Source organism: Moraxella haemolytica (assembly GCF_030177935.1).
GTDB classification, from domain to species: Bacteria; Pseudomonadota; Gammaproteobacteria; order Pseudomonadales; family Moraxellaceae; genus Moraxella; species Moraxella haemolytica.
Genome location: NZ_CP089974.1, coordinates 482,624 through 506,982, shown reverse-complemented (window position 1 = coordinate 506,982; position 24,359 = coordinate 482,624). Strand labels below are relative to the sequence as shown.

The 24,359-nt window shown below is 39.0% G+C and carries 23 protein-coding genes; 12 read left to right on the top strand and 11 right to left on the bottom strand.

Annotated elements, in window-relative coordinates; genetic code table 11:
- Positions 1 to 14 precede the first annotated feature (14 nt).
- From LU276_RS02340 to LU276_RS02305, 8 genes are all read right to left on the bottom strand, one after another.
- Positions 15 to 1,052: a methionine synthase gene (locus tag LU276_RS02340; RefSeq protein ID WP_284674076.1), complete on the bottom strand. Its 1,038-nt coding sequence runs from the start codon at positions 1,050 to 1,052 to the stop codon at positions 15 to 17.
- Between the two features lie 88 nt (positions 1,053 to 1,140).
- On the bottom strand, positions 1,141 to 2,118 hold the full coding sequence (locus tag LU276_RS02335) for a DUF1852 domain-containing protein (protein ID WP_284674075.1): 978 nt from the start codon (positions 2,116 to 2,118) through the stop codon (positions 1,141 to 1,143).
- A 221-nt stretch (positions 2,119 to 2,339) separates the two neighbouring features.
- Positions 2,340 to 3,368, bottom strand: coding sequence for a tRNA (adenosine(37)-N6)-threonylcarbamoyltransferase complex transferase subunit TsaD (tsaD, locus tag LU276_RS02330; protein ID WP_284674074.1), 1,029 nt, complete (start codon positions 3,366 to 3,368; stop codon positions 2,340 to 2,342).
- A gap of 239 nt (positions 3,369 to 3,607) precedes the next feature.
- Positions 3,608 to 3,835 (bottom strand): gamma-glutamyltransferase, encoded by a 228-nt coding sequence (locus LU276_RS02325; RefSeq protein WP_284674073.1) that lies wholly within the window; start codon positions 3,833 to 3,835, stop codon positions 3,608 to 3,610.
- A gap of 3 nt (positions 3,836 to 3,838) precedes the next feature.
- The gene (gene ggt, locus LU276_RS02320; protein ID WP_284674072.1) at positions 3,839 to 5,380 is read right to left on the bottom strand and encodes a gamma-glutamyltransferase; all 1,542 of its coding nucleotides are present in this window, start codon (positions 5,378 to 5,380) and stop codon (positions 3,839 to 3,841) included.
- A gap of 176 nt (positions 5,381 to 5,556) precedes the next feature.
- Positions 5,557 to 6,234: a hypothetical protein gene (locus LU276_RS02315; RefSeq protein WP_284674071.1), complete on the bottom strand. Its 678-nt coding sequence runs from the start codon at positions 6,232 to 6,234 to the stop codon at positions 5,557 to 5,559.
- 81 nt (positions 6,235 to 6,315) lie between these two features.
- On the bottom strand, positions 6,316 to 6,891 hold the full coding sequence (locus tag LU276_RS02310; RefSeq protein WP_284674070.1) for a TerD family protein: 576 nt from the start codon (positions 6,889 to 6,891) through the stop codon (positions 6,316 to 6,318).
- 38 nt (positions 6,892 to 6,929) lie between these two features.
- On the bottom strand, positions 6,930 to 7,925 hold the full coding sequence (locus LU276_RS02305) for a TerC/Alx family metal homeostasis membrane protein (RefSeq protein ID WP_284674069.1): 996 nt from the start codon (positions 7,923 to 7,925) through the stop codon (positions 6,930 to 6,932).
- A 65-nt stretch (positions 7,926 to 7,990) separates the two neighbouring features.
- Between LU276_RS02305 and LU276_RS02300 the strand changes: the two genes are divergently transcribed.
- Complete coding sequence (locus tag LU276_RS02300; protein WP_284674068.1) at positions 7,991 to 8,500, top strand: helix-turn-helix domain-containing protein; 510 nt, start codon at positions 7,991 to 7,993, stop codon at positions 8,498 to 8,500.
- A gap of 188 nt (positions 8,501 to 8,688) precedes the next feature.
- On the opposite strand, the gene LU276_RS02295 is transcribed toward LU276_RS02300, so the two are convergent.
- The 3 genes from LU276_RS02295 to LU276_RS02285 all read right to left on the bottom strand — a co-directional run bounded on the left by LU276_RS02295 (position 8,689) and on the right by LU276_RS02285 (position 11,438).
- Positions 8,689 to 9,156, bottom strand: a complete 468-nt coding sequence (locus LU276_RS02295; RefSeq protein WP_284674067.1) for a hypothetical protein — start codon at positions 9,154 to 9,156, stop codon at positions 8,689 to 8,691.
- 236 nt (positions 9,157 to 9,392) lie between these two features.
- Positions 9,393 to 11,168 (bottom strand): sodium:solute symporter family protein, encoded by a 1,776-nt coding sequence (locus LU276_RS02290; RefSeq protein WP_284674066.1) that lies wholly within the window; start codon positions 11,166 to 11,168, stop codon positions 9,393 to 9,395.
- A gap of 3 nt (positions 11,169 to 11,171) precedes the next feature.
- On the bottom strand, positions 11,172 to 11,438 hold the full coding sequence (locus LU276_RS02285; protein WP_284674065.1) for a DUF4212 domain-containing protein: 267 nt from the start codon (positions 11,436 to 11,438) through the stop codon (positions 11,172 to 11,174).
- A gap of 395 nt (positions 11,439 to 11,833) precedes the next feature.
- Between LU276_RS02285 and LU276_RS02280 the strand changes: the two genes are divergently transcribed.
- The 11 genes from LU276_RS02280 to prpF all read left to right on the top strand — a co-directional run bounded on the left by LU276_RS02280 (position 11,834) and on the right by prpF (position 24,187).
- The gene (locus tag LU276_RS02280; protein WP_284674064.1) at positions 11,834 to 11,992 is read left to right on the top strand and encodes a helix-turn-helix domain-containing protein; all 159 of its coding nucleotides are present in this window, start codon (positions 11,834 to 11,836) and stop codon (positions 11,990 to 11,992) included.
- A 131-nt stretch (positions 11,993 to 12,123) separates the two neighbouring features.
- Positions 12,124 to 12,768: a LysR substrate-binding domain-containing protein gene (locus LU276_RS02275; RefSeq protein WP_284674063.1), complete on the top strand. Its 645-nt coding sequence runs from the start codon at positions 12,124 to 12,126 to the stop codon at positions 12,766 to 12,768.
- A gap of 289 nt (positions 12,769 to 13,057) precedes the next feature.
- Complete coding sequence (gene prpB / locus LU276_RS02270) at positions 13,058 to 13,948, top strand: methylisocitrate lyase (RefSeq protein ID WP_284674062.1); 891 nt, start codon at positions 13,058 to 13,060, stop codon at positions 13,946 to 13,948.
- A 63-nt stretch (positions 13,949 to 14,011) separates the two neighbouring features.
- Complete coding sequence (locus tag LU276_RS02265) at positions 14,012 to 14,794, top strand: TauD/TfdA family dioxygenase (RefSeq protein ID WP_284674061.1); 783 nt, start codon at positions 14,012 to 14,014, stop codon at positions 14,792 to 14,794.
- A 9-nt stretch (positions 14,795 to 14,803) separates the two neighbouring features.
- On the top strand, positions 14,804 to 15,571 hold the full coding sequence (locus LU276_RS02260; RefSeq protein WP_284674060.1) for a sulfite exporter TauE/SafE family protein: 768 nt from the start codon (positions 14,804 to 14,806) through the stop codon (positions 15,569 to 15,571).
- 145 nt (positions 15,572 to 15,716) lie between these two features.
- Positions 15,717 to 16,877: a bifunctional 2-methylcitrate synthase/citrate synthase gene (gene prpC / locus LU276_RS02255; protein ID WP_284674059.1), complete on the top strand. Its 1,161-nt coding sequence runs from the start codon at positions 15,717 to 15,719 to the stop codon at positions 16,875 to 16,877.
- Between the two features lie 1,078 nt (positions 16,878 to 17,955).
- On the top strand, positions 17,956 to 20,535 hold the full coding sequence (gene acnD / locus LU276_RS02250) for a Fe/S-dependent 2-methylisocitrate dehydratase AcnD (RefSeq protein WP_284674058.1): 2,580 nt from the start codon (positions 17,956 to 17,958) through the stop codon (positions 20,533 to 20,535).
- A 37-nt stretch (positions 20,536 to 20,572) separates the two neighbouring features.
- On the top strand, positions 20,573 to 22,393 hold the full coding sequence (locus LU276_RS02245) for an ATP-dependent nuclease (protein WP_284674057.1): 1,821 nt from the start codon (positions 20,573 to 20,575) through the stop codon (positions 22,391 to 22,393).
- Positions 22,394 to 22,440: 47 nt separating this feature from the next.
- On the top strand, positions 22,441 to 22,611 hold the full coding sequence (locus tag LU276_RS02240; protein WP_046696179.1) for a hypothetical protein: 171 nt from the start codon (positions 22,441 to 22,443) through the stop codon (positions 22,609 to 22,611).
- The gene (locus tag LU276_RS02235) at positions 22,611 to 23,015 is read left to right on the top strand and encodes a type II toxin-antitoxin system death-on-curing family toxin (protein WP_284674056.1); all 405 of its coding nucleotides are present in this window, start codon (positions 22,611 to 22,613) and stop codon (positions 23,013 to 23,015) included. The genes LU276_RS02240 and LU276_RS02235 overlap by 1 nt, the downstream gene beginning before the upstream one ends.
- A gap of 5 nt (positions 23,016 to 23,020) precedes the next feature.
- Positions 23,021 to 24,187 carry a 2-methylaconitate cis-trans isomerase PrpF gene (gene prpF / locus LU276_RS02230; protein WP_284674055.1) on the top strand — a complete coding sequence of 389 codons (1,167 nt, stop codon included), beginning with the start codon at positions 23,021 to 23,023 and terminating at the stop codon, positions 24,185 to 24,187.
- Positions 24,188 to 24,359 lie beyond the last annotated feature (172 nt).

The following is a 24,359-nucleotide window of genomic DNA, read 5'->3' as shown; positions in this document are numbered from 1 at the left end:
ATGTACAAATACGCCTAGCGATTCGCTGTCAATTCGGTACGGATAATCTGTGCTCCTTGACTAAGGGCGTTGAGCTTACCTCGTGCCACCGTGCGAGACAAAGGAGCCATACCGCAGTTGGTAGAAGGATATAGCTTATCTGCATCCACAAATTGTAGAGCTTTACGCAAAGTATCCGCCACCTGCTCTGGTGTTTCAACGGTATTGGTTGCCACATCAATCGCCCCCACCATGACTTTTTTACCACGCACCAGTTCAATCAAGTCCATTGGCACTTTAGAATTTTGACATTCCAATGAAATGATATCAATGCTTGATTTTTGTAGTAACGGGAAGCTCTCTTCGTATTGCCGCCACTCATTGCCTAGCGTCTGCTTCCAATCGGTATTTGCCTTGATGCCATAGCCATAGCAAATATGTACCGCTGTTTGACAGTTTAGACCCTCTACTGCTCGCTCTAAAGCTGCCACACCCCAATCACTAAGTTCGTCAAAAAACACATTAAAAGCAGGTTCATCAAACTGGATAATATCCACGCCTGCTGCTTCTAGTTCTTTTGCTTCATCGTTTAGGATTTTGGCAAATTCCCACGCCAACTTTTCACGACTCTTATAATGCCCATCATACAGCGTATCAATCATCGTCATCGGACCAGGTAACGCCCATTTGATGAGTTTATCGGTATGTGCACGCAAGAACTTGGCATCTTCCACAAATACCGATTTAGGGCGTGATACCACCCCTACCACGCTAGGCACGCTAGCATCATAACGATTGCGGATACGAACAGTCTCTCGTTTATTAAAATCCACACCGTCTAGATGTTCGATGAATGTCGTTACAAAATGCTGGCGAGTCTGCTCACCATCGCTCACAATATCAATACCAGCAGCGGCTTGCTCAGCAAGTGACACCAACAAGGCATCTTGCTTGGCTTGTCGCAATTCATCGCCTGAGAATTTCCATTCCGACCATAGTTTTTCAGGTTCGGCAAGCCAAGCAGGTTTTGGTAAACTGCCGGCAGTAGAAGTAGGGAGTAAAAGTTTGCTCATTGTGTTTTCCTAAAAGCCTAAAATCTCATGTGATACAAAAAAGCCAAATCAGCCGATGATTCTATCAGCTGATTTGAACCAAAGTTAATTATTTTTCATTTAACCAAGCATCCAAAATCTCTTTATAGGGCTTGATGAACTGCTCTTCTGCAAGCTTACCCTGCTTGATGGCAAGCTCGGTACGCTCCACACGGTCATATTCAACTTGGGTCAGTGAGTAGTCTTGATAAGTCAAGCTACCTTTATACACCTGCCCTGCCACCGAGTTAGCATTATAAATCTCTGGGCGATAGATTTTTTGGAAAGCTTCCATTGTGGCAATCGTACTGATTAGTTCAAGGTTGGTATAATCATTGAGCAAATCAGCATTTTCATCAAAATAAAACGCATACGGTGCAACCGAATTAGGCGGCATGAAGTAGCGAACCTTTAAGCCCATCTTGGCAAAGTATTCATCAGTCAATGAATAGTCATTTTGCACATATTCCACACCTAAAATTGGGTGAGCGTTGGTTGTTCTGTGGTAAGTTCTGGTGGTTGCCACGCTTAAGCACAAGACGGGTGGTTTTTTGAATTGAGCTTGGTATTCTGGCGAGTTTACCATGAGTTTGAACAATTTGCCATGCAAATCGCCATAACCTGCTGGTACGCTAAACTCACTCTTGCCTTCGTTATATCCACGAAGCAACACGCTAAAATCATAATCACGCACAAAAGATGAGAAGCTATTACCGATGATGCCATCGATGGTTTTGCCAGTCTTATGGTCAATCACTGAAGTTTTTAGCCATTCAAGACCTGAGAAGAACTCGCCCTTACCTGCCACATCAATATCAATAGACACAATGTCTAGCTTTACTGAGTAGCGGTCGCCATTAGGATTGTCCCAATTTGCCAAATCATTAAAACGATTGTCAATCATGTTAATGGCATTTTGTAAGTTTTGCTTGCGGTTCTCGCCTCGAGCCAAGTTGGCAAAGTTAGTGGTTAAGCGAGTACTACTGGCTGGTTCATAATTTTCATCAAATTCAAGGGTATGAACTTGGCATTTAAATTGTGTTGTCATGTCATCACCTATGTTTAGTGGTTGTCAGCTGTTTTTCACAACTGCTTAAAAGACATGTATATTAAACCACAAAACTTAGATGAATAAAAATGATATATTTTTAAAAATAATTGAAAATAATTCAAGTTACCTCACAAGCCCAACTATTTTTACTTTACGCTTCTTCAATTTACCAAAAATCCGACACATGGCTCACAAATAACCAACAAACAAAACGGCAACTAGACTGCCAAACTTTGCATATCCCATCTGGGCACACACGAAACCGATAGTCCATCACTCTGCCCCATCTGTAAACGGCAGTATCCTGCATAAGCAATCATCGCTCCATTATCCGTACATAGCTCTTTTGGTGCATAATGCACGGTGGCATGAATTTTGGCGAGCTGTTTTTCTAGATTTAATCGAAGTTCACTGTTGGCGGACACACCACCTGCAATAACAAGGCGTTTTAGTCCTGTCTGCTTTAATGCCTTAATACATTTTTTAACCAGTGTATCAACAACTGCAAACTCAAAACTTGCTGCAATATTGGCACGAACCACAGGGTCCTTATCGGCATTTGGCGTGTCTTTGATGACATTATGAATGGCAGTTTTCATGCCACTGAATGAAAAATCAAGTCCTTTGCCCAACATGGGGCGTGGTAGCTCATAGGCATTCTTATCCCCACCGACCGCCAGTTGTGCGATATTTGGACCGCCCGGATAAGGCAGATTTAGCATCTTTGCTGCTTTATCAAAGCACTCGCCTGCTGCATCGTCAATAGATTCACCCAAAACTTCATATTGACCCACCCCATCTGCTCGCACAAGCATGGTATGCCCACCTGAAACCAACAAACAGACAAAAGGAAATGCCACATCATCACCCAACAAAGGTGCTAACAGATGTCCTTCCATGTGATGCACACCAATGGCGGGCACGCCAAGCCCATAAGCAAGCGTCCGCCCAAACAACGCTCCTGTCATCAAAGCACCAATCAATCCTGGACCTTTGGTATAGGCGATAGCACTAATCTTGTGCTTTGAGATATTCGCCTGCTCCAACAAATCATGAAAAAGCGGTACAAGTTTACGAATATGGTCTCGGCTAGCAAGCTCAGGTACAACGCCACCATAAGTAGCATGCAGTTCAATCTGGCTATACAGCACTTGAGCGAGTACACCGCCCTTTCCATCATTCATTTGGCTATCATAAATCGCAAGCCCTGTCTCATCACAAGATGTCTCAAGCCCCAATACTTTCATAATTTCTCAAGTTTTTCAAATCATTTAGCACTTTATTATAACATGATTTTGATGATACAGTTTGTAATATGGCATAGCTTAAGTAATAGACCAAAATAGCCTCAGGTCTTAAACATCTTTAAAAAATCCAAAAAAGATAGCTAAACATGCGTTCAAAGACCTGCATCATTTATCGGATTACTTGAGCTACCTCTTATGCTGTTATGATTATTAGAATTTAAAATGATCGCAAAATAGTATCAACGCCCCATAACCTTACCCTCTCGGCGTGGGTCAGCACCCCCCGATAGACCTGCATTCGTAATCACAATACCTTGAACGCCTGAATTCAAATCCCGAATATCAGTTTTAAAGCCAAACTCAATGAGCTTATCATTAAAGTCTATTGCATCACTGTTTTGTTCAAGCTCATAATTACCAAAGCGGTTTAAAACATTTGGGTAATTAATCGCTTGTTGAATATCCATACCTCAATCAATATGTGCCACCAGTGTTTTGGCGACATAGCCAATAATACGACTACCGCCTGGCGAACCAACTGCCATATACGGCTTACCATCTAGCATCACAATAGTAGGTGCCATTGATGAGCGTGGACGCTTACCACCTTCAACACGATTGGCGACATATTTACCGCTCTTGGTTGGCTCAAAAGAAAAATCAGTCAATTCGTTATTTAATAAATAACCATTCGCCATAAGCCCTGAACCAAACGCATTTTCGATTGATGTGGTCATGGATAATACATTGCCATATTTATCCACGATGCTAATATGGCTTGTAGACGGTAATTCTAGACTTGGGGCAGCAACATACTTGCTTTGTAAATTGGGCACATTGCCTGCTTGAACCATATCAAGGGCAGTATTGCTGTTTTTGATAAGTTTGGCACGGTTTTTTAGATAATGGTCTGACATCAAAAATTGGCTTGGCACATTGACAAATTCGGGGTCAGCTACATATTTTTCACGGTCAGCAAATGCAAGCCTTGACGCATCACCCAAGATTCTTAGCGTGTTTGGGTCATCTTTTGGTAATTGCTCTTTTGAAAATTGATTGAGCACACCGACAATCTGCCCAACCGCAATACCCCCAGAGCTTGGTGCGTCCATACCACACACTTGATAGCTGCGGTAATTGGCACAGACAGGCTCTTTTTGTATGACTTTATAATCATGAAAATCCGCCATACTTAATGCACCGTTGTTATTTTGGACGACACCTACGATGTTTTGGGCATACCGACCTTGATAAAATGGGCGTGAACCTTCTGCAGCAAGCATTTTTAAGGTATTTGCGTATTCATTATTTTTTAGCAAATCACCCTCTTGCAAAGGTTTGCCATTTGGCAAAAAGTAATCAGCAGTTGATTTATAATTTGCTAAGGTTTTTTGATTACTTTTAATAGAGTCTGCCATGCGTTTTGAGACATAAAAACCATTTTTGCTTAAACCAATGGGTGTATCAAATAGGCTTTGCCATGCTAATTTACCATATTTTTTGTGCAAGGTTTCCATAAGCATGGGGATAGCAGGCACACCAACCGAGCGACCGCCAACGACTGCATCCATAAAGCCCATAGGCTTACCATCCTTCATAAATAACTCACCATCAACCGCTTGTGGGGCAGTTTCCCGCCCATCAAAAGTTGTTAATTGCTTAGTTTTATTATCCCAATAGACAACAAATGCCCCACCGCCAAGTCCTGATGATTGCGGCTCAACAAGGCCAAGCGTGCTCTGTACAGCGATCATAGCATCAATGGCTGTACCACCCTTTAATAAAATATCATAGCCTGCTTGCGTGGCAATAGGATTAGCGGTAGCTACCATAAAATGTTTGGCGTGCGTCAGTTTTTGGTCAGTTAAACCATAGCCAATTTCTGGGGCAATGTCTTGTTTTTTTCGTTCACTGATTTTAGTTGTAGGTTTGGCAGTTTTGGTTTGCGTGGTGGGTGTTGCCACACAACCTGACAAAACAAATACCGTCATCAAAGATAAAGCAGCCTTCATTGGATATTCCTTAATAAAATTTTGTTTCTAGAATTTAACTGTATTTTAACAAGGCATCATATTTTTGTATATGATTATTTTGATAAAGTTGCCAAGCTAAATGTGATGACTCTAATAAAACAAAGACTCAAAGATGACAAAAAACCGCACTAAGGCGGTTTTTAAACATTAATAGACTATTTAGAACCAGCTCCCCAGTTAAAACCCCATTTATAATAATCGTCACAGTCTTTATGTCCACGATGAAAGGTAATTTGCTTGCGTACTGTCATATGATTACCAGAAAAATCAATCATAGCAATCGCACAAAATTTTCTGCCATCAGTCTGTCTGCCCATTTCAACCACAACATCAGGTTGATTGGGTATTTTTATTGTTACAATGGCATCAGACTCATTCCACTTGGCAACCCCATCATAAATAAAACAATAAACGATTAGCTGTCTAATATCTAAAATACCCTGTGGGTTAACCAGAATACTTTCGCCAGTCGCACTACTACCAACTCTATCATCTCCACAATGCCATACCCAAGGTGATTGTGTATAACAACCTTGTGCGGTTTGTTGGTTTCTTGCTCCGCCACGATTGTGAGAAAATTGCACGCCATCAATGACACCTGATTGACCATTTTTTAATTGATAATAACAACCCAAATCTAAATCGATCTCTTGATGTTTTTGGAATAAACCAGCTAGCAATCCATTAGGTTTTTTGCTTTGAGACCAGTTTAAATTAATAACGATAGCACTGTCATTATTTTTGGATAAGTCTACTCTTGCTGCATCGCCAGATTTTTCTAGCACAATTTTACTCAGTGAAATTTTTGGTTTTTTGGTTACATCAATTGCCATTATGCACTCCTAATCATAAGAACCAACCCTAAAAAATAAAGAGCGAATAATTAACCGCTCTTTATTGTCAATAGCTATTTATTAGATATTAATACCATAATTGCGTGCCAAAGCTCCTAAACCACCTGAAAAACCTTGGCCGATAGCACGGAATTTCCACTCGCCATTATGGCGGTACACTTCCCCAAAAATCATGGCGGTTTCGGTAGAAGCATCTTCATTTAAATCAAAACGAGCGATTTCCCTGTCACTTACCCCATTTACACAGCGAATAAATGCATTGGAAACCTGACCAAAACTTTGTCTTCTAATGTCGGCATCATGAATGGTTACAGTAATGGCAATCTTTTCAATACCTGCTGGCACTTTATCTAAATTGATGATTAGACTTTCATCATCACCATCACCCTCACCAGTACGATTATCACCTGTATGCTCCACGCTACCATCAATTGACTTTAAGTTATTATAAAAAATAAAATCATTATCTGAACGCACTTTATCGTTGCTAGCCAACAAAAAAGCACTGCCATCAAGGTCAAAATCCACACCATCAGTTGAACGCACATCCCAACCCAAACCAATAATAAGCTTGGTTAAGCTAGGGTCGCTTTTGCTCAAGCTGACATTACCGCCTTTTGATAAAGATACTGACATAATCATTCTCCATTGTGTTAAGTGAAAAAGAAAAACAGTTATTGTTTTTCAGGAAAAATAAACGATGCAATCACACCGCTTGCTAGAACAGATAAAACTATTATTAAACTTGTATTTGCTGAAATATGAATGCCTGTGTCGCTAATGGCATGATTCCACGACTGCAAACCCATTTTAAAGCCAATAAAAAACAATAACGCAACCACCGCCTTTTCTAAATACACCAAATATTTGGTTAATGCAGCTAGTACAAAATACAAACTTCTAAGCCCCAAAATGGCAAAAATCATTGCCGCATACACCAATAATGGCTCTTGAGTGATCGCAATAACCGCAGGTACAGAGTCAAAAGCAAAAGCCACATCAGATGTCTCAATCGCCATTAGGCACAAAAAAGCAGGGGTGGCATAACGCAAACCTTTTCTTGTCGTTACAGCTAATTGTTCAGCATTAAGCTCACCATGTTTGACAAAAAATTTATCGCCAAAAAGTCGGCTATAAATAGGTGTAAATTTACCCATCAATCGCACGCTCCAATGATTAGAATAATCTTCAATTTCTTCACTATCATCATCGCTGCCTTGTAGCATTTTAAACCCACTCCAAATGACAAATGCAGAGAACAAGAAACCAACCCAAGGACTGGCAACAAAAAGCCCTGTACCGATTGCTACAAATATCGCCCTAAAAGCCAAAGCACCGATAATTCCCCAATACAAAATTCGATGTTGCAACTTGCCTGCAATACCAAATGATGAAAAAATTGCCATAAAGACCATTAGGTTATCAATGGATAAACTCTTTTCTAGAACATATCCTGCCAGATAAAGATTGGCAAATTCAGGTGTAAATCGCCACCACAAATAACTATAAAATAGTATCGCAAGACCAATCCAAAAGACAGACCAAAGCGATGCATCTTTTATGCTAATTTCAGCAGTGTTTTTGTGAGCAAATAAATCTAAATAAACAGAAATGACAATCACACCAAAAAATATTACAATCGTTTCAATTGGAAAACCAAAACCCTGCATACAAATCCTTACTTAAAAAAATACTTGCCAATTAAAGCGACAAAAAATATAATGAAATTATAGTGATGACAAGCAACTTCAACCACCAACAAGCAATATTTATAAAAAACACATTTGTGGTGAAAATTACCCAAAAAGTAGGCAATATGAAAAACATTCCCCAAAAAATTAAAATCATGCGTGAAATAAATCAGTGGTCTCAAGAGGAGATGGCAAATAAATTGCACATGTCTGTTAATGGCTACGCTAAGATTGAACGCGGAGAGACCAAGCTGACATTAGCCAAACTAGAACAAATAGCACAGATTTTTGAGTTGGATGTGCTTGAACTGATGCAAAATAGCAATAAAAACATTTATTTTTTAATGAATAACGAAAGTTCAGATAATAATACAGCTTACTGTGGAACAAATGATAGTATTGCCACTGACAACGAAAAACTAAAGATGTTATTGAGACATAAAGATGAATTACTTCAAAATAAAGATGTGCTACTAGAACAAAAACAAAATGAGATTGATTCACTAAAAGAAATTATTACTTTGTTAAAGAAAAATTCAAAATCTGATTCATAAACCAAAAAAAGCCCTGCACTGGCAGGACTTTTTTATTTAAATACTCACTTTTATTTTACTAACTTTGGTTTTAAACTTATTACTCAAATCATCTATAAGATGTGTACACAATGAGAACTACTACAAAATTATCTATTTTCTGGTATGATATAATCAAGGTTTTTATTGCTATTAATCTTTAGAACACTTTAATTGCATACTGCCATGACGATATTATTAGTCATTGGCGTTATGCCCCAATTTGGTACTTTTGAGAAGTCAGATTGGCGTTTATTCTGACAATCCACCAAAATGGGCGTATGCTCTGCCGACATGCGTCTTTCAAAAAAGTATAAGTTCGCTTGCCTAACAAGACCTGACTCACCTACTATCTTTTCAACAGCCACAAAGCGAGTGGTTGGTGCAATAAAATACGACCAAGGCTGATAAAATACAGATGATTCATGCGTCGCCACCACGACCACTCCCTCTGGGAGACGGTTTTTGGTATGGTCAAACCAATCATACTCGCTATACACCTGAAAACCAATCATACCAAGCCCTGCTGCTGCCGGCACAATCCACTTTGGTAATTTTTTGATGATAAGTCGTAATGACATCACCACGCCTGCCGCCATAAATCCTGTCAAAAAAGTTGCAATCAATTCCCAAAACATCGTTATTTTTCCTTAAATTTACCAATCAGTTTGCCAAATGCTTTGATGATTATCATAAGTCATCATACAGTATCCAAACTATATCACAAAGCATTCTGCTTGAATAGTTAGTTTTTTTCAACCCTTTTATACACTTTGACTTGACATATAAATAATTTCATATCGTTAGTCATGAGTGCAAATATGCAATAAAAAATGCAAGCCCTTAAGACTTGCATTTTTTAAAGGCTTTGCGATTAGTGATCAATCGCAGCACCTGCACCTTTAGGATAGCGTACGCTTTCAACAAGATCTTGAATCTCTTGTGGTGGCGGTGCTGTCATATACGATACCGCAAATGCGACCACGAAGTTTAGCAATGCACCAATCGGACCGATACCAAGTGGATTGATACCAAAGATCCAACCAGAAGCATCATCAGCAAGACTTGCAGTACCTGGAATAAAGAACCAACCTTTAAACAAGAATATGTATATACAGGTGAAGATCAACCCTGCTAGCATACCCGCAACCGCACCTTTGTTGTTAATGCGTTTTGAGAATATACCCATCATCAAGGCAGGGAACAACGAAGAGCCTGCAATACCGAACGCCAAGGCGACTGTTTGTGCCGCAAAGCCTGGCGGATTCATACCCAACCAAGTGGCTACCGCAATCGATAATACCATCACGACACGGGCGACATTTAGTTCACCTTTATCCGAAATGTCTGGCTTGAGCACCATTTTAATCAAATCATGCGAAATGGCTGACGAGATGGCTAGCAACAGACCTGCTGCAGTAGATAACGCCGCTGCGATACCACCTGCTGCAATCAGACCAATAACCCAACCAGGTAAGTTTGCAATCTCAGGGTTGGCAAGTACCATGATGTCATTGTTAGCAACCAATTCATTGCCTTTTAAGCCTTTGGCTTCAGCCGCTGCCAAGAAAGCATCGTCTTTTGAGTTGTCATTATAGTAATCAATTTTGCCATCACCATTTTTATCTTCAAACTTCAAAAGACCTGTTTGTTCCCAGTTTTTCATCCATTCTGGGCGAGCTTCATAATCAATCGGTGCAGAAGCTGTACCATTTGGATATACAGTCTCAACCAAATTCATACGAGCCATAGAACCTACCGCAGGAGCGGTCGTATATAGCAAGGCGATGAATACCAATGTCCAGCCTGCTGACGAACGAGCATCGGATACTTTATTAACCGTAAAGAAGCGGATGATAACATGTGGCAAACCAGCAGTACCAATCATCAACGATAAAGTCAGCAAGAACATATTTAGTTTATCAGGTACATCGGCAGTATAAGCAGCAAAACCCAGATCGGTTACTAATGCGTCAAGCTTAGACAACATGGTCATGCCACTTTCCACATCATTGCCAAACATGCCCAAAGCTGGGATAGGGTTACCAGTGATGTTTAAAGAAATAAAAATCGCAGGCACGATATAGGCAATCATCAATACCACATACTGAGCAACCTGTGTATAGGTGATACCCTTCATGCCACCTAATACAGCATAGAATAATACCACAACAGCAGCAATGATAAGACCTGTATTCTTATCAACTTCTAAGAAGCGAGAGAAAGCAACGCCAGCACCTGTCATCTGACCGATAACATAGGTTGTACATGCAAGAATAAGGCAGACAACCGCAATCAGACGAGCCGATTTAGAATAGAAACGATCGCCAATAAAGTCAGGTACAGTAAATTTACCGAACTTACGAAGGTAAGGGGCGAGCAATAATGCAAGCAATACAAAGCCACCCGTCCAACCCATCAAATAGGCCGACGCAGCATAGCCACCCATCGCTAGCATACCTGCCATTGAGATAAATGACGCAGCACTCATCCAGTCAGCACCCGTTGCCATACCGTTCACAACAGGGTGAACACCGCCACCTGCAACATAGAATTCTTCTGTTGAGCCAGCACGCGCCCACAGTGCAATCCCAAAGTAAAGCACGAACGAAGCACCAACAAAAAATAGGTTAATCCAAAACTGACTCATGGCTTATTCCTCCTCTACGCCATATTCTTTATCCAGCTTGTTCATACGCCAAGCATAGAAAAAAATCAAAGCGACAAAAACAAGAATAGCACCTTGCTGACCAAACCATAGTCCAAGGTCTGTACCCATGAAAGTGATGCCCATCAATGCTGGGCGAAGTATGATAGCAAAACCGAGCGAGCATAATGCCCAAACAATTAAGCAACCGATGATGAGGCGTACATTGGCTTTCCAGTAGCCCACGACATCGTGTTCTGTACCATGCGACATGGTAACCTCCTTGTAAATTGCATAGTTGCAATTTAAAAATTCACTTCCTTAACAAAATACTTCTTAAGACCACTCCTAGCCCTAAAAATTGTTACTACTTATTAAATCCTGTTAAGAAAGTAGGCCACAATTCTCACCAGTCCATCAACCAAACACCATCTTTATTTGACTTAGCTTGCGTGATGAACTAGGCTCCATAAAATATAAATAAAATTTGGTAGTTCGCATGATAGCATAGTTTTTTAGCATTTCAAGTATTTTTGTGGAAAATTTGAGAATTTTTTAACCCTACCGCAACATTATAGCAACTCATAGCAACTCAATTTAAGTCATACCACACAAAACTATGATTTTGTGCTATTCTAATTATACTATTTTTAAACTTGGCATAAATCATGGATTTATCTCATCTCAACACCTTTATTCATGTAGCAAAGACGGGTAATATCAGCCAGTCCGCCAAGATGCTAGGTATCTCACAACCCACCTTATCTCGCCATATTGCCCAGCTTGAACAGACGCTCGGACAACAACTCATCGACCGTCGCCATTGACCAATACAGTTAACAGCGGCAGGTATCTTTTTTTATAATCACGCCAAAAAAACCTGCATGAGCTAAATGAACTCATCACACTCACCCAAACTTTTGGTAAATACACCCCAAATACTTTAAGAATCGGTTTTGTGGCATCAATCTTATATGGACTACTGCCTGATGTAATAGGCGAGCTAAGAGTACAACTGCCAAACCTTGATGTTAGACTGACAGAAATCAGCTCTGGTGATCAGAATCGTGCATTAAAAGCAGGCGAAATCGATGTCGGCTTTGGTCGTTTTTTATCGTCAGAATCATTCATCAAACAAATACTCTTACGACATGAACGGCTGGTTGTTGCCCTGCCGATGAATCATCAACTTACAAAAAAAAGCAACATTTCTTTTAAATCATTAAATGATGAGATGTTAATCTTGTATCATCGCACACCCATACTATTGAGTACAGGACAAGAGTTTGATCCTCTTTTACATTTATTTTACGAACGACATCTTATTCCAAAAAATACTCAAAAGGTTAGAGATATGCAGATTGCCTTAGGGCTTGTGTCAGCAGGTGAAGGCGTCACCATCGTGCCAATAAGCCTAAAGGGAATTCATCAAGAAAAAATCACCTACCTACCACTTAGCCCTGATAATGCCACCTCCCCCATATATCTTAATACACTTTTGGACAACCAAAACCCTAACATCACTACACTATTAAAATCAATCCAAACTGTCTATGAAAAAAAAGGCATCATACAAACAAACCCCTTATTGATAAATTTGTAACAAAATATTTTAAATATTTTACATAATATCCAAAATTTGTATAAATCCGCCCATAATATTGCAAAACACAAAGTATATTATTTAATTTCTGTATAGTATTGCAACACTCATCTTTATGATGAGTGTTTTTTAGAACTCGTCTATGGCAATATTTCAAACTTATGACTATACTAAATCATATCACCATCATTTAGTCGCCTATTATATAGGCCTTACTTACACACTAATTTGTAAACATCATTCAATCCCAGCCAGCTTTTGCTGCTTTTAAGAACAAAGGATAACCATCATGAGTATCACTTCAGCAGGTCTTAATTTTCGTCAAGCCGTCAACAATGAAAGACCTTTACAAGTTGTCGGTGCAATTAACGCAAACCATGCACTACTTGCCAAAAGAGCAGGCTTTAAAGCCATCTATTTATCAGGTGGTGGTGTGGCAGCAGGCTCTCTTGGCTTGCCTGATTTGGGCATTTCTAATCTTGATGATGTACTTACCGATGTTCGCCGCATTACCGATGTATGCGACTTACCCCTGCTGGTGGACGCCGATACAGGTTTTGGGGCGAGTGCGTTTAATATTGCCCGCACCACAAAATCTTTAATCAAATTTGGGGCAGGAGCAATGCACATTGAAGACCAGATTGGTGCAAAACGCTGTGGTCACCGCCCAAATAAAGCCGTTGTCTCCACGCAAGAGATGGTAGATAGAATCAAAGCGGCTGTAGATTCTCGTACCGATGACAATTTTGTGATTATGGCTCGTACCGATGCCTTAGCAGTAGAAGGCTTAGACGGTGCGATTGAGCGAGCGTGTGCCTATGTAGAGGCCGGGGCAGATATGCTATTTCCAGAAGCAATTACCGACCTTGCGATGTATCAAAAATTTGCCAATGCGACAGGCGTGCCGATTTTGGCGAACATCACCGAATTTGGCTCAACGCCACTTTATACCACCGATGAATTAGCAAGCGTAGACGTTTCACTCGCCTTATATCCACTATCAGCTTTTAGAGCAATGAATAAGGCAGCAGAGAATGTCTATAATGCCATACGAGCTGACGGCACACAAAAAAATGTCATAGACACAATGCAAACTCGCAGTGAATTATACGAACGCATTAATTACCACGCTTTTGAGGATTATTTGGATAGGAGGTATATTAACGCAAAAGCTAACTAATGATTTCTTCATAAATCAAAAGCAATCAATTTTCAATCAACTAATTAAATAAGGTTATCTACTATGAGTAAAAACCATATTCTATCTGTTACCAATGTCAATCTATTGGAAAAAATTCACGAAAAGGTCAGCAATGTTGGATATTGTATTGTTCGTGGTTTAAATATTGGTAATTGTGATGAAGTAGAGAGAAATCAAAAATTATTTGACTTTCTTTCTAAATTAGGAAAATTAACAAATCATAAAAATGATGATAATTTAAAATCCATATTTTGGGATATTAAATATCGTGGTGATGACTATGCAACTAACAATGAAATTACATTTTCGGAAGATGTTGGAGAATGCTCACTTCATAGCGATTCGTCTTTTAGTGAAAATCCAGAAAATTACTTGGTAATGTATGTTGTAAAATCTGCTAACGATGAGGGGAATTCTCTATTTTTAAGTTCATCTGATATTAAGAAAGAACTATCAAATACAGAACTTGGATTGCAATATCCAAATATTCTTGCAAATAATCAGCATCCATTTAAAACACCAAAATCCTTTGGGGAAAGAGATGGTGTTGTATGGGGAACTATTTTGCCCAATGATAGTCAAATGATTAGATTTAGAGATGATTGTATTTACAAAGGCATTTTAGAAAATAAAGATAAGGTAACGCAAGAAATGATAGATGCTCTTGATTATATGGTAAGTTTGATAAAAAACTCCAATAATATTCAAGAGTTTTCCGCACAAGATGATGATTTAATCATTATTGATAATTCCAATGGTTTGCACGCTAGAACAGATTATACAGATAAATCTAGACATTATGTTAGAGCTAGAATTACCATTTAGGGGGATTTTGTGCAAGAGATAATACAATCTATTGTTTTTGTTATTGCTTCAATATTGCACGGAATTACAGGTATGGCATTTCCAATGCTAGGAACTACTTCCTTAGCATTTGTTATGCCCCTATCTAAGGTAGTTGCATTGGTAGCATTACCCAGTCTTTTGATGAGTATATTGGTATTATGTAGCAATAATCAAAAAAGCATTTATCAAGAAATAATTTACTACCTAAGAGCTTATAAATTGCTTGCTATTAGTAGTGTTATTGGAAGTATTTTAGGTGTAAAAATGCTTTTAATGTTACCAGTATCTTATTTATATATTTTAATGGCAAGTATTACCCTATATTATTCAATAAACGGATTATTGAATATGTATGGAAAAGCTAAAAGCATTAAAGTAAATCCTAATAATAAAAATATGGTTTTATTTGGGTTATTAGCTGGGATAGTTGGTGGTGCTACTAATGCAATGTCCCCAATATTACTTATGTTTTTATTTAGTGAAACAGATGATAAAAATCGTATCACAAAAGCAAGTAATTTATGTTTTTTATTAGCAAAAATTATTCAAATTTATATGCTAAGAAATCAATATTTATTACTTGATAAAAATGAATATGGATTGATATTTTTTCTAACCATATTTTCTATTATCGGTCTATATATTGGTATATGGTTAAGAGATAAAATTAGTACTAACATTTTTAAAATGTTAATTTTTATAATATTGTTAATATTGGCTTTAAAAATTGGGCACTCTGGATTTTTAAAGCTGTAAAAATTTAAATATCCCCACCCAGTTTTAAAAAGGATATTTAAAAAACGGATAATTATCCAAGCATAATTATCCAAAAACCGATAATTTAACCGTCTAATGCCATTAAATTATCATTCTTCCCATTAAGGACAAAAGGAACACTGCTATGAGTGAACAAACCCTACCCAAAATTGACGGCTTTAAACCCAAAAAATCAGTCGCCCTAAGCGGACAAATCGCAGGCAATACCGCTCTTTGCACCGTTGGTAAATCAGGCAATGATTTGCATTATCGTGGTTATGATATTTTAGACTTAGCAAATAACTGCGAATATGAAGAGGTCGCTCATCTACTCATCCACGGACACCTACCCAATCGATTTGAGCTGACAGCCTACAAACAAAAATTAAAATCCATGCGTGGTTTGCCGATTCGGGTCATTGAAGTATTAGAGAGCCTGCCTGCCCATACACACCCGATGGATGTGATGAGAACAGGTGTATCCATGCTTGGTTGCGTACACCCCGAGCGTGAGAGCCAGCCTGCGTCAGAGGCTAAAGACATTGCTGATAAACTAATTGCAAGTCTAGGCTCTATGCTACTGTATTGGTATCAATACAGCCACAATGGCAAGCGTATCAGTGTGGAGAGCGAAGAAGACAGCATTGGTGGGCATTTTTTGCATCTATTGCACGGCAGACGACCAGACAACAGCCATGTTAAAGCAATGCACATCAGTCTGATTTTATATGCTGAGCACGAGTTCAATGCGTCCACATTCACCAGTCGTGTCATTGCTGGCACAGGGTCTGATATTTATTCGTGCATTTGTGGGTCGATTGGAGCATTAAAAGGACCAAAGCACGGCGGTGCCAACGAAGTCGCTTATGACATTCAAAAACGCTATCGCACGCCTGATGAAGCCGAAGCCGATATTAAAGAACGCATTGCCAAAAAAGAGATTATCATTGGTTTTGGACACCCTGTCTATACCATTGCTGACCCTAGAAATGTCGTCATTAAGCAAGTCGCCAAAGACCTATCGGAGGAAACAGGCGATATGCGTTTATTTGACATCGCCGAACGCTTGGAAAGCGTAATGTGGAACGAGAAAAAAATGTTCCCAAATCTTGATTGGTTCTCTGCGGTGTCTTATCAAAAAATGGGGGTGCCGACCGCAATGTTTACCCCACTGTTTGTCATCGCTCGTACCGCAGGCTGGTCGGCTCATGTGCTAGAACAGCGTTCAGATGGCAAAATTATCCGTCCATCAGCCAATTATACCGGTCCTGATGATTTAAAATTTGTGCCGATGGGTGAGCGGTAATTCAATAAAACAAGGGCATATTTTTAATTGGGAAAATGTGCCTTTGTTTTTAAAATTGGAGTGCTTTATGAGAGAAATAAATGAAATAGAAAGTAAATTTCCTATACTATTTGATTTATTAGGAGATGAATATATAGAAAAACTAAAATTGGAGCAAGGGGCTTTATCCAGAAAAGCAACTATCAATCCTTTATTTGAAATTTTATATATGAACAATAAATTTGATTTGGAGAGTTTAATTAGAAAAGCATTAGACAACAAAGCTATTGACAAAGAGCGTCTGAAAAGATTTAAAGACGAAAAAGACAATGTTAATATTCAAAATTTCATCAATGAATTACATATGTTGGAACCTATGTATTCTTATGGAAATTTTTTATTAGAAGATAATGAAAATTCCACACCTGATTTTTGTGCTACAATTAATGGAAAAAATATTGCTTTTGAATGCGTTTCTGTTAATGAACATAGAGATTGCATCAAACAAAAAAATTTAGATAATGCAAAAATAAATAAAAATATCAAATTATTTTTTAAAAACAATCCCAATAAGAATATTTTTTCTGCATTTAATGAATACAAACCATTTGGAACAACTGAAATATTAAAAATAATAAAAAAAATCAGAGATGTAAAATCATCAAAACAAACAAAAAGTTATCCTTATAAAATATTGATGATGTCATTTAAAAATATGTCTTTCCTTTGTCAACCAAAAGAATGTTTGCCTTATACTGGAAATTTATATGATGGAATCCATAGCGGATTCATATATCCTGCATTTTATGGCAAAAGAGGTGATTTAATATACGAAACTAATAGTTTTGAAGGAGGGGAACATACTATTTCATTGCTTGATAGTGATGGAAAATTTTCACGAGATAGTGATTTCAATCTTTGTATTTTTCATTTTGAAACACAAAAAAACGAAGAGTACAAACAATATGTGTTTTTTGAAAATCTAAAAAATCCATTACCAGCAGACCTTATAAATCAACTAAGCGATATTTTTCACCCCTATAAAACATATTCTGTTTTAAATAAATTTTTTCACAGCCAAAGAAAAGGAAACTTAGCAATGAAAAACTACCGTAAACCCTTAGCCGATACTGCATTAGACTACTTTGATGTAGAACAGGCAATTAACGACATTCGCCCAAGTGCGTATGAAGCACTTCCCTACACCGCCAAAGTACTTGCCGAACAGCTGGTACGAAATTGTAGCGATGACCCAAAACTTACCGATTATCTAAATGAACTTATCGGTAATAAGCAAGAGCTTGATTTTCCTTGGTATCCTGCACGAGTGGTGTGCCACGACATTTTGGGTCAGACGGCTTTAGTCGATTTAGCAGGACTTCGTGATGCGATTGCCCAAGCTGGCGGAGACCCCTCCAAAGTCAATCCTGTGGTACAAACCCAGCTCATTGTAGACCATTCTTTGGCGGTGGAACACGGCGGCGATGACCCTGACGCTTTTGCCAAAAACCGTGCCATTGAAGACCGCCGTAATGATGACCGTTTTCATTTTATCAACTGGACAAAAACCGCCTTTAAAAATGTTGATGTGATTCCTGCTGGCAACGGCATTATGCACCAAATCAATTTAGAAAAGATGTCGCCCGTGGTGCAGATTAAAGATGGTGTAGCATTTCCTGACACCTGTGTCGGTACAGACAGCCATACACCACATACCGATGCACTAGGTGTAATTTCGGTAGGTGTAGGCGGTCTAGAGGCTGAATGCGTGATGTTAGGACAACCGTCAATGATGCGTACACCCGATATCATTGGCGTGCATTTAATCGGCAGAAAGCAAGCAGGCATTACAGCAACCGACATCGTACTGGCGTTAACTGAGTTTTTACGCAACGAGCGAGTGGTTGGGGCGTATTTGGAATTTTTTGGCGAAGGAGCAGACAGTCTGTCAGTTGGCGATAGAGCAACGATTGCCAATATGACCCCTGAATATGGGGCAAGTGCTGGACTATTTTATACTGACCAAAACACTTTGGATTATTTGACTTTGACAGGTCGTGAGCCTAAACAAGTTAAATTGGTTGAACAATATGCAAAAACCATTGGGCTGTGGGCAGAAGCAATGACCAAGGCAGTTTATCCACGAGTATTAGAATTTGACTTATCTACCGTTACTCGTAATATCGCAGGTCCTTCCAACCCACACGCACGAGTAGCAACGGCCGAGCTAAAGGCAAAAGGTATTGCAGGCGTGGTAGAAAATCGCACAGATGGTCTAATGCCTGACGGAGCGGTGATTATCGCCGCGATAACGAGTTGTACCAACACTTCCAACCCAAGAAACACCGTTGCCGCAGGACTGTTGGCGAAGAAGGCGAATGAATTGGGTTTAACTCGCAAGCCTTGGGTCAAATCATCATTTGCCCCTGGTTCAAAAGTAGCCAAATTGTACTTGCAAGAAGCAGGATTATTATCCGAACTTGAAAAATTGGGCTTTGGCATTGTTGGCTTTGCCTGCACGACTTGTAATGGCATGAGTGGTGCATTACGACCTGAAATTGAGCAAGAAATCATCGATCGTGATTTGTACGCCACAGCAGTGCTTTCAGGCAATCGCAATTTTGATGGACGCATTCACCCACAAGCAAAACAGGCATTTTTGGCAAGTCCGCCCCTTGTGGTTGCCTATGCCATTGCTGGCACGATTCGTTTTGACATTGAAAATGATGTCTTAGGCTATCATAACGACAAGCCGATTTATCTAAAAGATATTTATCCATCAGATGATGAAATTGACAAGATTGTCGCCAAGTGCGTAAAACCAGAGCAATTTAAAGAAATCTACATTCCAATGTTTGATTTGGGCAATTCACAAACCGCCCAAAGTCCGCTGTATGATTGGCGTGAAAAGTCCACCTATATCCGCCGTCCGCCCTATTGGGAGGGAGCATTGGCAAAAGAATGTGAACTTAAAAACTTACGACCGCTTGCCATTTTGCCTGATAATATCACCACCGACCATTTATCGCCGTCCAATGCCATCATCAAAAATTCGGCAGCAGGAGAATATCTAGCAAAAATGGGTGTGCCAGAGAAGGATTTTAACTCTTATGCTACACACCGAGGCGACCATTTGACCGCACAACGAGCAACTTTGGCAAATCCAAAACTCTTTAATGAAATGGTCAAAAACGCTGATGGTACAATCAAACAAGGCTCACTGGCACGAGTTGAACCAGATGGCACGGTGATGAGAATGTGGGAGGCAATAGAAACTTATATGAACCGCTCACAACCTCTTATCATCATTGCAGGGGCGGATTATGGACAAGGGTCAAGTAGGGATTGGGCGGCAAAGGGCGTGCGTTTGGCTGGCGTGGAAGTGATTGTCGCAGAAGGCTTTGAACGCATTCACCGTACCAACCTTGTGGGAATGGGCGTGTTGCCGCTGCAATTTATAAACGGTCAAAATCGCCATACCCTTAAATTAGACGGTACAGAAATTTATGCGGTACAAGGGGAAATTTCAGCTCGCTGTGAATTAGAACTTGTCATTGAACGCAAAAATGGCGATATTGAAAAAGTGCCTGTCTTATGCCGCCTGGATAGCGATAGTGATGTCAAAACCTATAAGGCGGGGGGTGTGCTAAGGGAGTTTGCGAGTAAATTTCTTGGATAAAGGAGAGTTGTAATTGGTGTAAAGACAAGGCAATTTTGTGGTAGAATTGTCTTGTTTCCTAGCAAAATTTGGAGAATTTAATATGCACTTTTTAGATGAAATTACAATTAACAACTATCGTTCTTGCAAAAGTTTTAATACCAAATTATCACCTTATACGGCTTTAGTTGGCTATAATAATGCTGGAAAATCAAATGTATTATTAGCCATTCAATGGTTACTCAAAAAATCTGCACTAACAAAAGCTGACTTTTTTGATGAAAATCAGCCAGTAGAAGTTATTGGTAAAATTTCAGGAATTACCGAAGAAAGACTTGATAAAATGGAAATTAAACAAAGAAAATCGATTGAACCTTACATATCAAATGGAATTTTAAAAATAAAAAGAACACAGCATAAAATAGATGACAAAGCAACTAATGTTAATCTTAGTGTTTATGATGAGAATAACGCAACTTGGGTAGATAATCCCAATGGTATTGATAATGCCATTAAGATTTTATTGCCAGAGCCTATTAAAATTAGTGCTATGGATAATGCCGAAGAAGATGCAACAAAAGCAAAAAATACAACTACTATTGGCAAATTGCTGGACAAAATGCTTAAATCAGTAGCTGAAAGATATTCAGAAGATTTTAGTAAATCCCTAAATGAAATAAACAAGAAAATATCATCTGATGGTAGTGAGAGATTGTCTGATTTATCAGATTTGGATAATCAAATAAATAAAAATATCAATGATTTCTTTTCGGGCGTTCAAATAAAGCTACATTTTGAAACACCCAATATCTCAGACATATTCAAGTCAGGAACAATTAAGGTTTTTGAAAGCGATGATACTGCAAGAAATCTATCGTATTATGGACACGGTTCACAACGTTCCATTCAAATGGCACTCATTAGAAGTTTGGCAGAAGTAAATGCAACAGAAAATTTTGCTACAAACTTACTTTTGATAGATGAGCCAGAACTATATTTACACCCTACTGCAATAGAGCAACTAAGAGTGGCATTAAAGTATTTATCCAAAAATGGCTATCAAGTAATTTTTACCACTCATTCAGCTCAAATGATTACTTCGGAAGATATTGGAAATACCTTACTAATAAGAAAGAGCGAAAAAAAAACTGTCTGTCTGACTAGCCTTTCACAAGCCGTGAATTCTGTTATATCTGATACCATATCCCAAAGAGAATTACTATTTAGCTTAACAAATTCTAGCAAAATTCTATTTTCTGAGAAAGTTTTGTTAGTTGAAGGTACAACAGAGCATAGGCTATTACCTTTTATTTTTGAAAAATTAAAAGGAAAGACACTAGCACAAGAAAAAATTGCTTTGGTTAGTGTTGGTGGTACTGGCAACATCAAAAAAGCATTAACCGTACTTCAAGAAATAGGTATTCCTACAAAGGTAATTGTAGATTTGGATTATGCTTTCAAAGAAGCCCACAAACAGGAGTTTATAGAAGAAAGTAATGCTGATAGAAAGTCCTTAATTCAAGTTTTAGAAAACTTAGCAAATAATTCTGAAATTTTGATAGGTGAAGATAAATTGCCTAGAAAAGGTGAGCTAACCAAAATCAATGGAGAAAAAAGAAAAATATCAGCTTCTTATGGCTATAAAATTTTGGCCCAACAAGATGAATCAAGTGAATCCATACATAAGCTTCATAACTTACTTAAGGAAAAGCAAATTTGGTTATGGACAAAAGGCACTATTGAAACTCATTTGGGGTTAGCTGAAAAAAATGAACAAGTATGGGCTAACTACAAACATAGGTTAGATAGTGAAAATGTGGACAGTGTCATTTCTGACTTTGATACAATTAAACAGCTTGTAGATTGGCTGTGTGAATAACTCCAAAACGGTGCGTAAAACGCACCTTACGCCCAAAGGAAAATTTTATGAACAACAAACTTTCAAAATACGGCATTAACCCAACCAATCGCCCAAAAATCCCTGCAACCAAAAAGCTAGATTTAACAGGCGAACAAGGGCAACAGATTATTAAATCTGAAACAAAATTGGTTTTGCGAACCCATAAAGAAACCTTTAAACGCTTGGCAGATATGTAATGGAAATTATTTGTTTTCCATTTGAACGGGTCATTGAAATTAATACCTACATTCTTTCTACCGAAAAAGGAATGAAAGGACAAGCGGATATTGGCAAATTACAAGGGGCATTATCTCGGATTGATAATGCGATTTTGTATGAAGGCTTAAATGATGTTTTTGAAATTGCCAGTAAATATGCAAATAGCATTGCAATGGCTCACGCTTTATCTGATGCCAATAAACGCACAGGATTGGCGGTTGCCCTAGAATATTTATCGCTCAATGATTATGAAATTACGATAGACCATATTTTAATGGCGGATGCAATGCGTGATTTGGTCATTGGTGAATTAACTGAAATTGAATTTGCGGATATTTTATATCATCAATATATAAGTAGCACAAATCCACAAAAGGAATAACCAAAATGCAAACCCCAATCCCAGCCACTTATATGCGTGGCGGTACTTCAAAAGGTACATTTTTTAATTTGGCGGATTTGCCAGAGCCTTGCCAAATGGCAGGGCAGGCACGAGACGCCTTATTACTTAGAGTCGTTGGCAGTCCAGACCCCTACGGCAAGCAAATTGACGGTATGGGCAACGGCTCATCAAGCACATCAAAGGTCGTGATTATCTCGCCTGCCACAGACGGCGTACACGATGTCAATTATCTGTTTGGGCAGGTGGCGATTGACAAGGCGATGATTGACTGGTCGGGCAACTGTGGCAATTTAACAGGAGCGGTGGGCAGTTTTGCGATTTTTAATGGCTTGATTGCAAAAGATAAAATCCCTGACAATGGTATTTGTACAGTACGAATTTATCAACAAAATATTGGCAAAACCATCATCGCCCATGTACCCATCAAGAACGGTCAAGTGGTAGAAACAGGTGGTTTTAAGCTTGATGGGGTAACTTTTCCAGCCAGTGAAATTAAAATTGAATTTATAGACCCTGTGGACGAGGGCGGAGAGATGTTCCCCACAGGCAATTTAAAGGACACTTTGTCCGTGCCTAATGTGGGCGAGTTTGAAGTTACGATGATTAACGCAGGCATTCCCACGATATTTCTGCACGCAAGCGATTTGGGCTTTAAAGGCACAGAAATGCAAGCGGACATCAATTCAAACAGCGAAACCCTAGCCAGATTAGAAAAAATCCGTGCTTATGGGGCGGTTAAAATGGGCTTAATTGATGATATTCAACAAGCTAAAACTCGCCAACACACGCCAAAAATTGCATGGGTTGCACCGCCTGTTGAGTACATTTCATCAAGTGGCAAAACCGTAAAAGCAAGTGACATCAATCTGTTGGTTCGTGCGATGAGTATGGGGCAGTTGCACCATGCCATGATGGGTACAGCAAGCGTAGCGATTGGTACAGCAGGAACGATAGTCGGTACGATTGTCAATGAAGTGGCAGGTGGTGGGCGTTTGACCGAAGTTTGTTTTGGACACCCATCAGGCAGACTTACCGTTGGTGGACAGTCTGAATGCGTGAATGGCAAATGGGTGGCTCGCAGAGTATCTATGAGCCGCAGTGCAAGACGGCTTATGGTCGGCAATGTCTTTGTACCTACCGATAGTTTTTAAACACAAACGATCCATGGGCGAATTAAAAAATAACTTGCCCATTTTGTATATTATTTTTAGCAGTTTTATTACTTCACAAGCAGTACATCAAAAAAACCAAACAAGCACCTTTAGTCATTACCCACCTTAAAACTGCAATAAAACAACCCAAATACTAAATACATTCATGATT

Excerpts from the sequence above, each read along its gene's own strand:
- LU276_RS02340 (WP_284674076.1), bottom strand. The coding sequence starts at position 1,052 with ATGAGCAAACTTTTACTCCCTACTTCTACTGCCGGCAGTTTACCAAAA.
- LU276_RS02335 (WP_284674075.1), bottom strand. The coding sequence starts at position 2,118 with ATGACAACACAATTTAAATGCCAAGTTCATACCCTTGAATTTGATGAA.
- tsaD (WP_284674074.1), bottom strand. The coding sequence starts at position 3,368 with ATGAAAGTATTGGGGCTTGAGACATCTTGTGATGAGACAGGGCTTGCG.
- LU276_RS02325 (WP_284674073.1), bottom strand. The coding sequence starts at position 3,835 with ATGGATATTCAACAAGCGATTAATTACCCAAATGTTTTAAACCGCTTT.
- ggt (WP_284674072.1), bottom strand. The coding sequence starts at position 5,380 with ATGAAGGCTGCTTTATCTTTGATGACGGTATTTGTTTTGTCAGGTTGT.
- LU276_RS02315 (WP_284674071.1), bottom strand. The coding sequence starts at position 6,234 with ATGGCAATTGATGTAACCAAAAAACCAAAAATTTCACTGAGTAAAATT.
- LU276_RS02310 (WP_284674070.1), bottom strand. The coding sequence starts at position 6,891 with ATGTCAGTATCTTTATCAAAAGGCGGTAATGTCAGCTTGAGCAAAAGC.
- LU276_RS02305 (WP_284674069.1), bottom strand. The coding sequence starts at position 7,925 with ATGCAGGGTTTTGGTTTTCCAATTGAAACGATTGTAATATTTTTTGGT.
- LU276_RS02300 (WP_284674068.1), top strand. The coding sequence starts at position 7,991 with ATGACAAGCAACTTCAACCACCAACAAGCAATATTTATAAAAAACACA.
- LU276_RS02295 (WP_284674067.1), bottom strand. The coding sequence starts at position 9,156 with ATGTTTTGGGAATTGATTGCAACTTTTTTGACAGGATTTATGGCGGCA.
- LU276_RS02290 (WP_284674066.1), bottom strand. The coding sequence starts at position 11,168 with ATGAGTCAGTTTTGGATTAACCTATTTTTTGTTGGTGCTTCGTTCGTG.
- LU276_RS02285 (WP_284674065.1), bottom strand. The coding sequence starts at position 11,438 with ATGTCGCATGGTACAGAACACGATGTCGTGGGCTACTGGAAAGCCAAT.
- LU276_RS02280 (WP_284674064.1), top strand. The coding sequence starts at position 11,834 with ATGGATTTATCTCATCTCAACACCTTTATTCATGTAGCAAAGACGGGT.
- prpB (WP_284674062.1), top strand. The coding sequence starts at position 13,058 with ATGAGTATCACTTCAGCAGGTCTTAATTTTCGTCAAGCCGTCAACAAT.
- LU276_RS02265 (WP_284674061.1), top strand. The coding sequence starts at position 14,012 with ATGAGTAAAAACCATATTCTATCTGTTACCAATGTCAATCTATTGGAA.
- prpC (WP_284674059.1), top strand. The coding sequence starts at position 15,717 with ATGAGTGAACAAACCCTACCCAAAATTGACGGCTTTAAACCCAAAAAA.
- acnD (WP_284674058.1), top strand. The coding sequence starts at position 17,956 with ATGAAAAACTACCGTAAACCCTTAGCCGATACTGCATTAGACTACTTT.
- LU276_RS02240 (WP_046696179.1), top strand. The coding sequence starts at position 22,441 with ATGAACAACAAACTTTCAAAATACGGCATTAACCCAACCAATCGCCCA.
- LU276_RS02235 (WP_284674056.1), top strand. The coding sequence starts at position 22,611 with ATGGAAATTATTTGTTTTCCATTTGAACGGGTCATTGAAATTAATACC.
- prpF (WP_284674055.1), top strand. The coding sequence starts at position 23,021 with ATGCAAACCCCAATCCCAGCCACTTATATGCGTGGCGGTACTTCAAAA.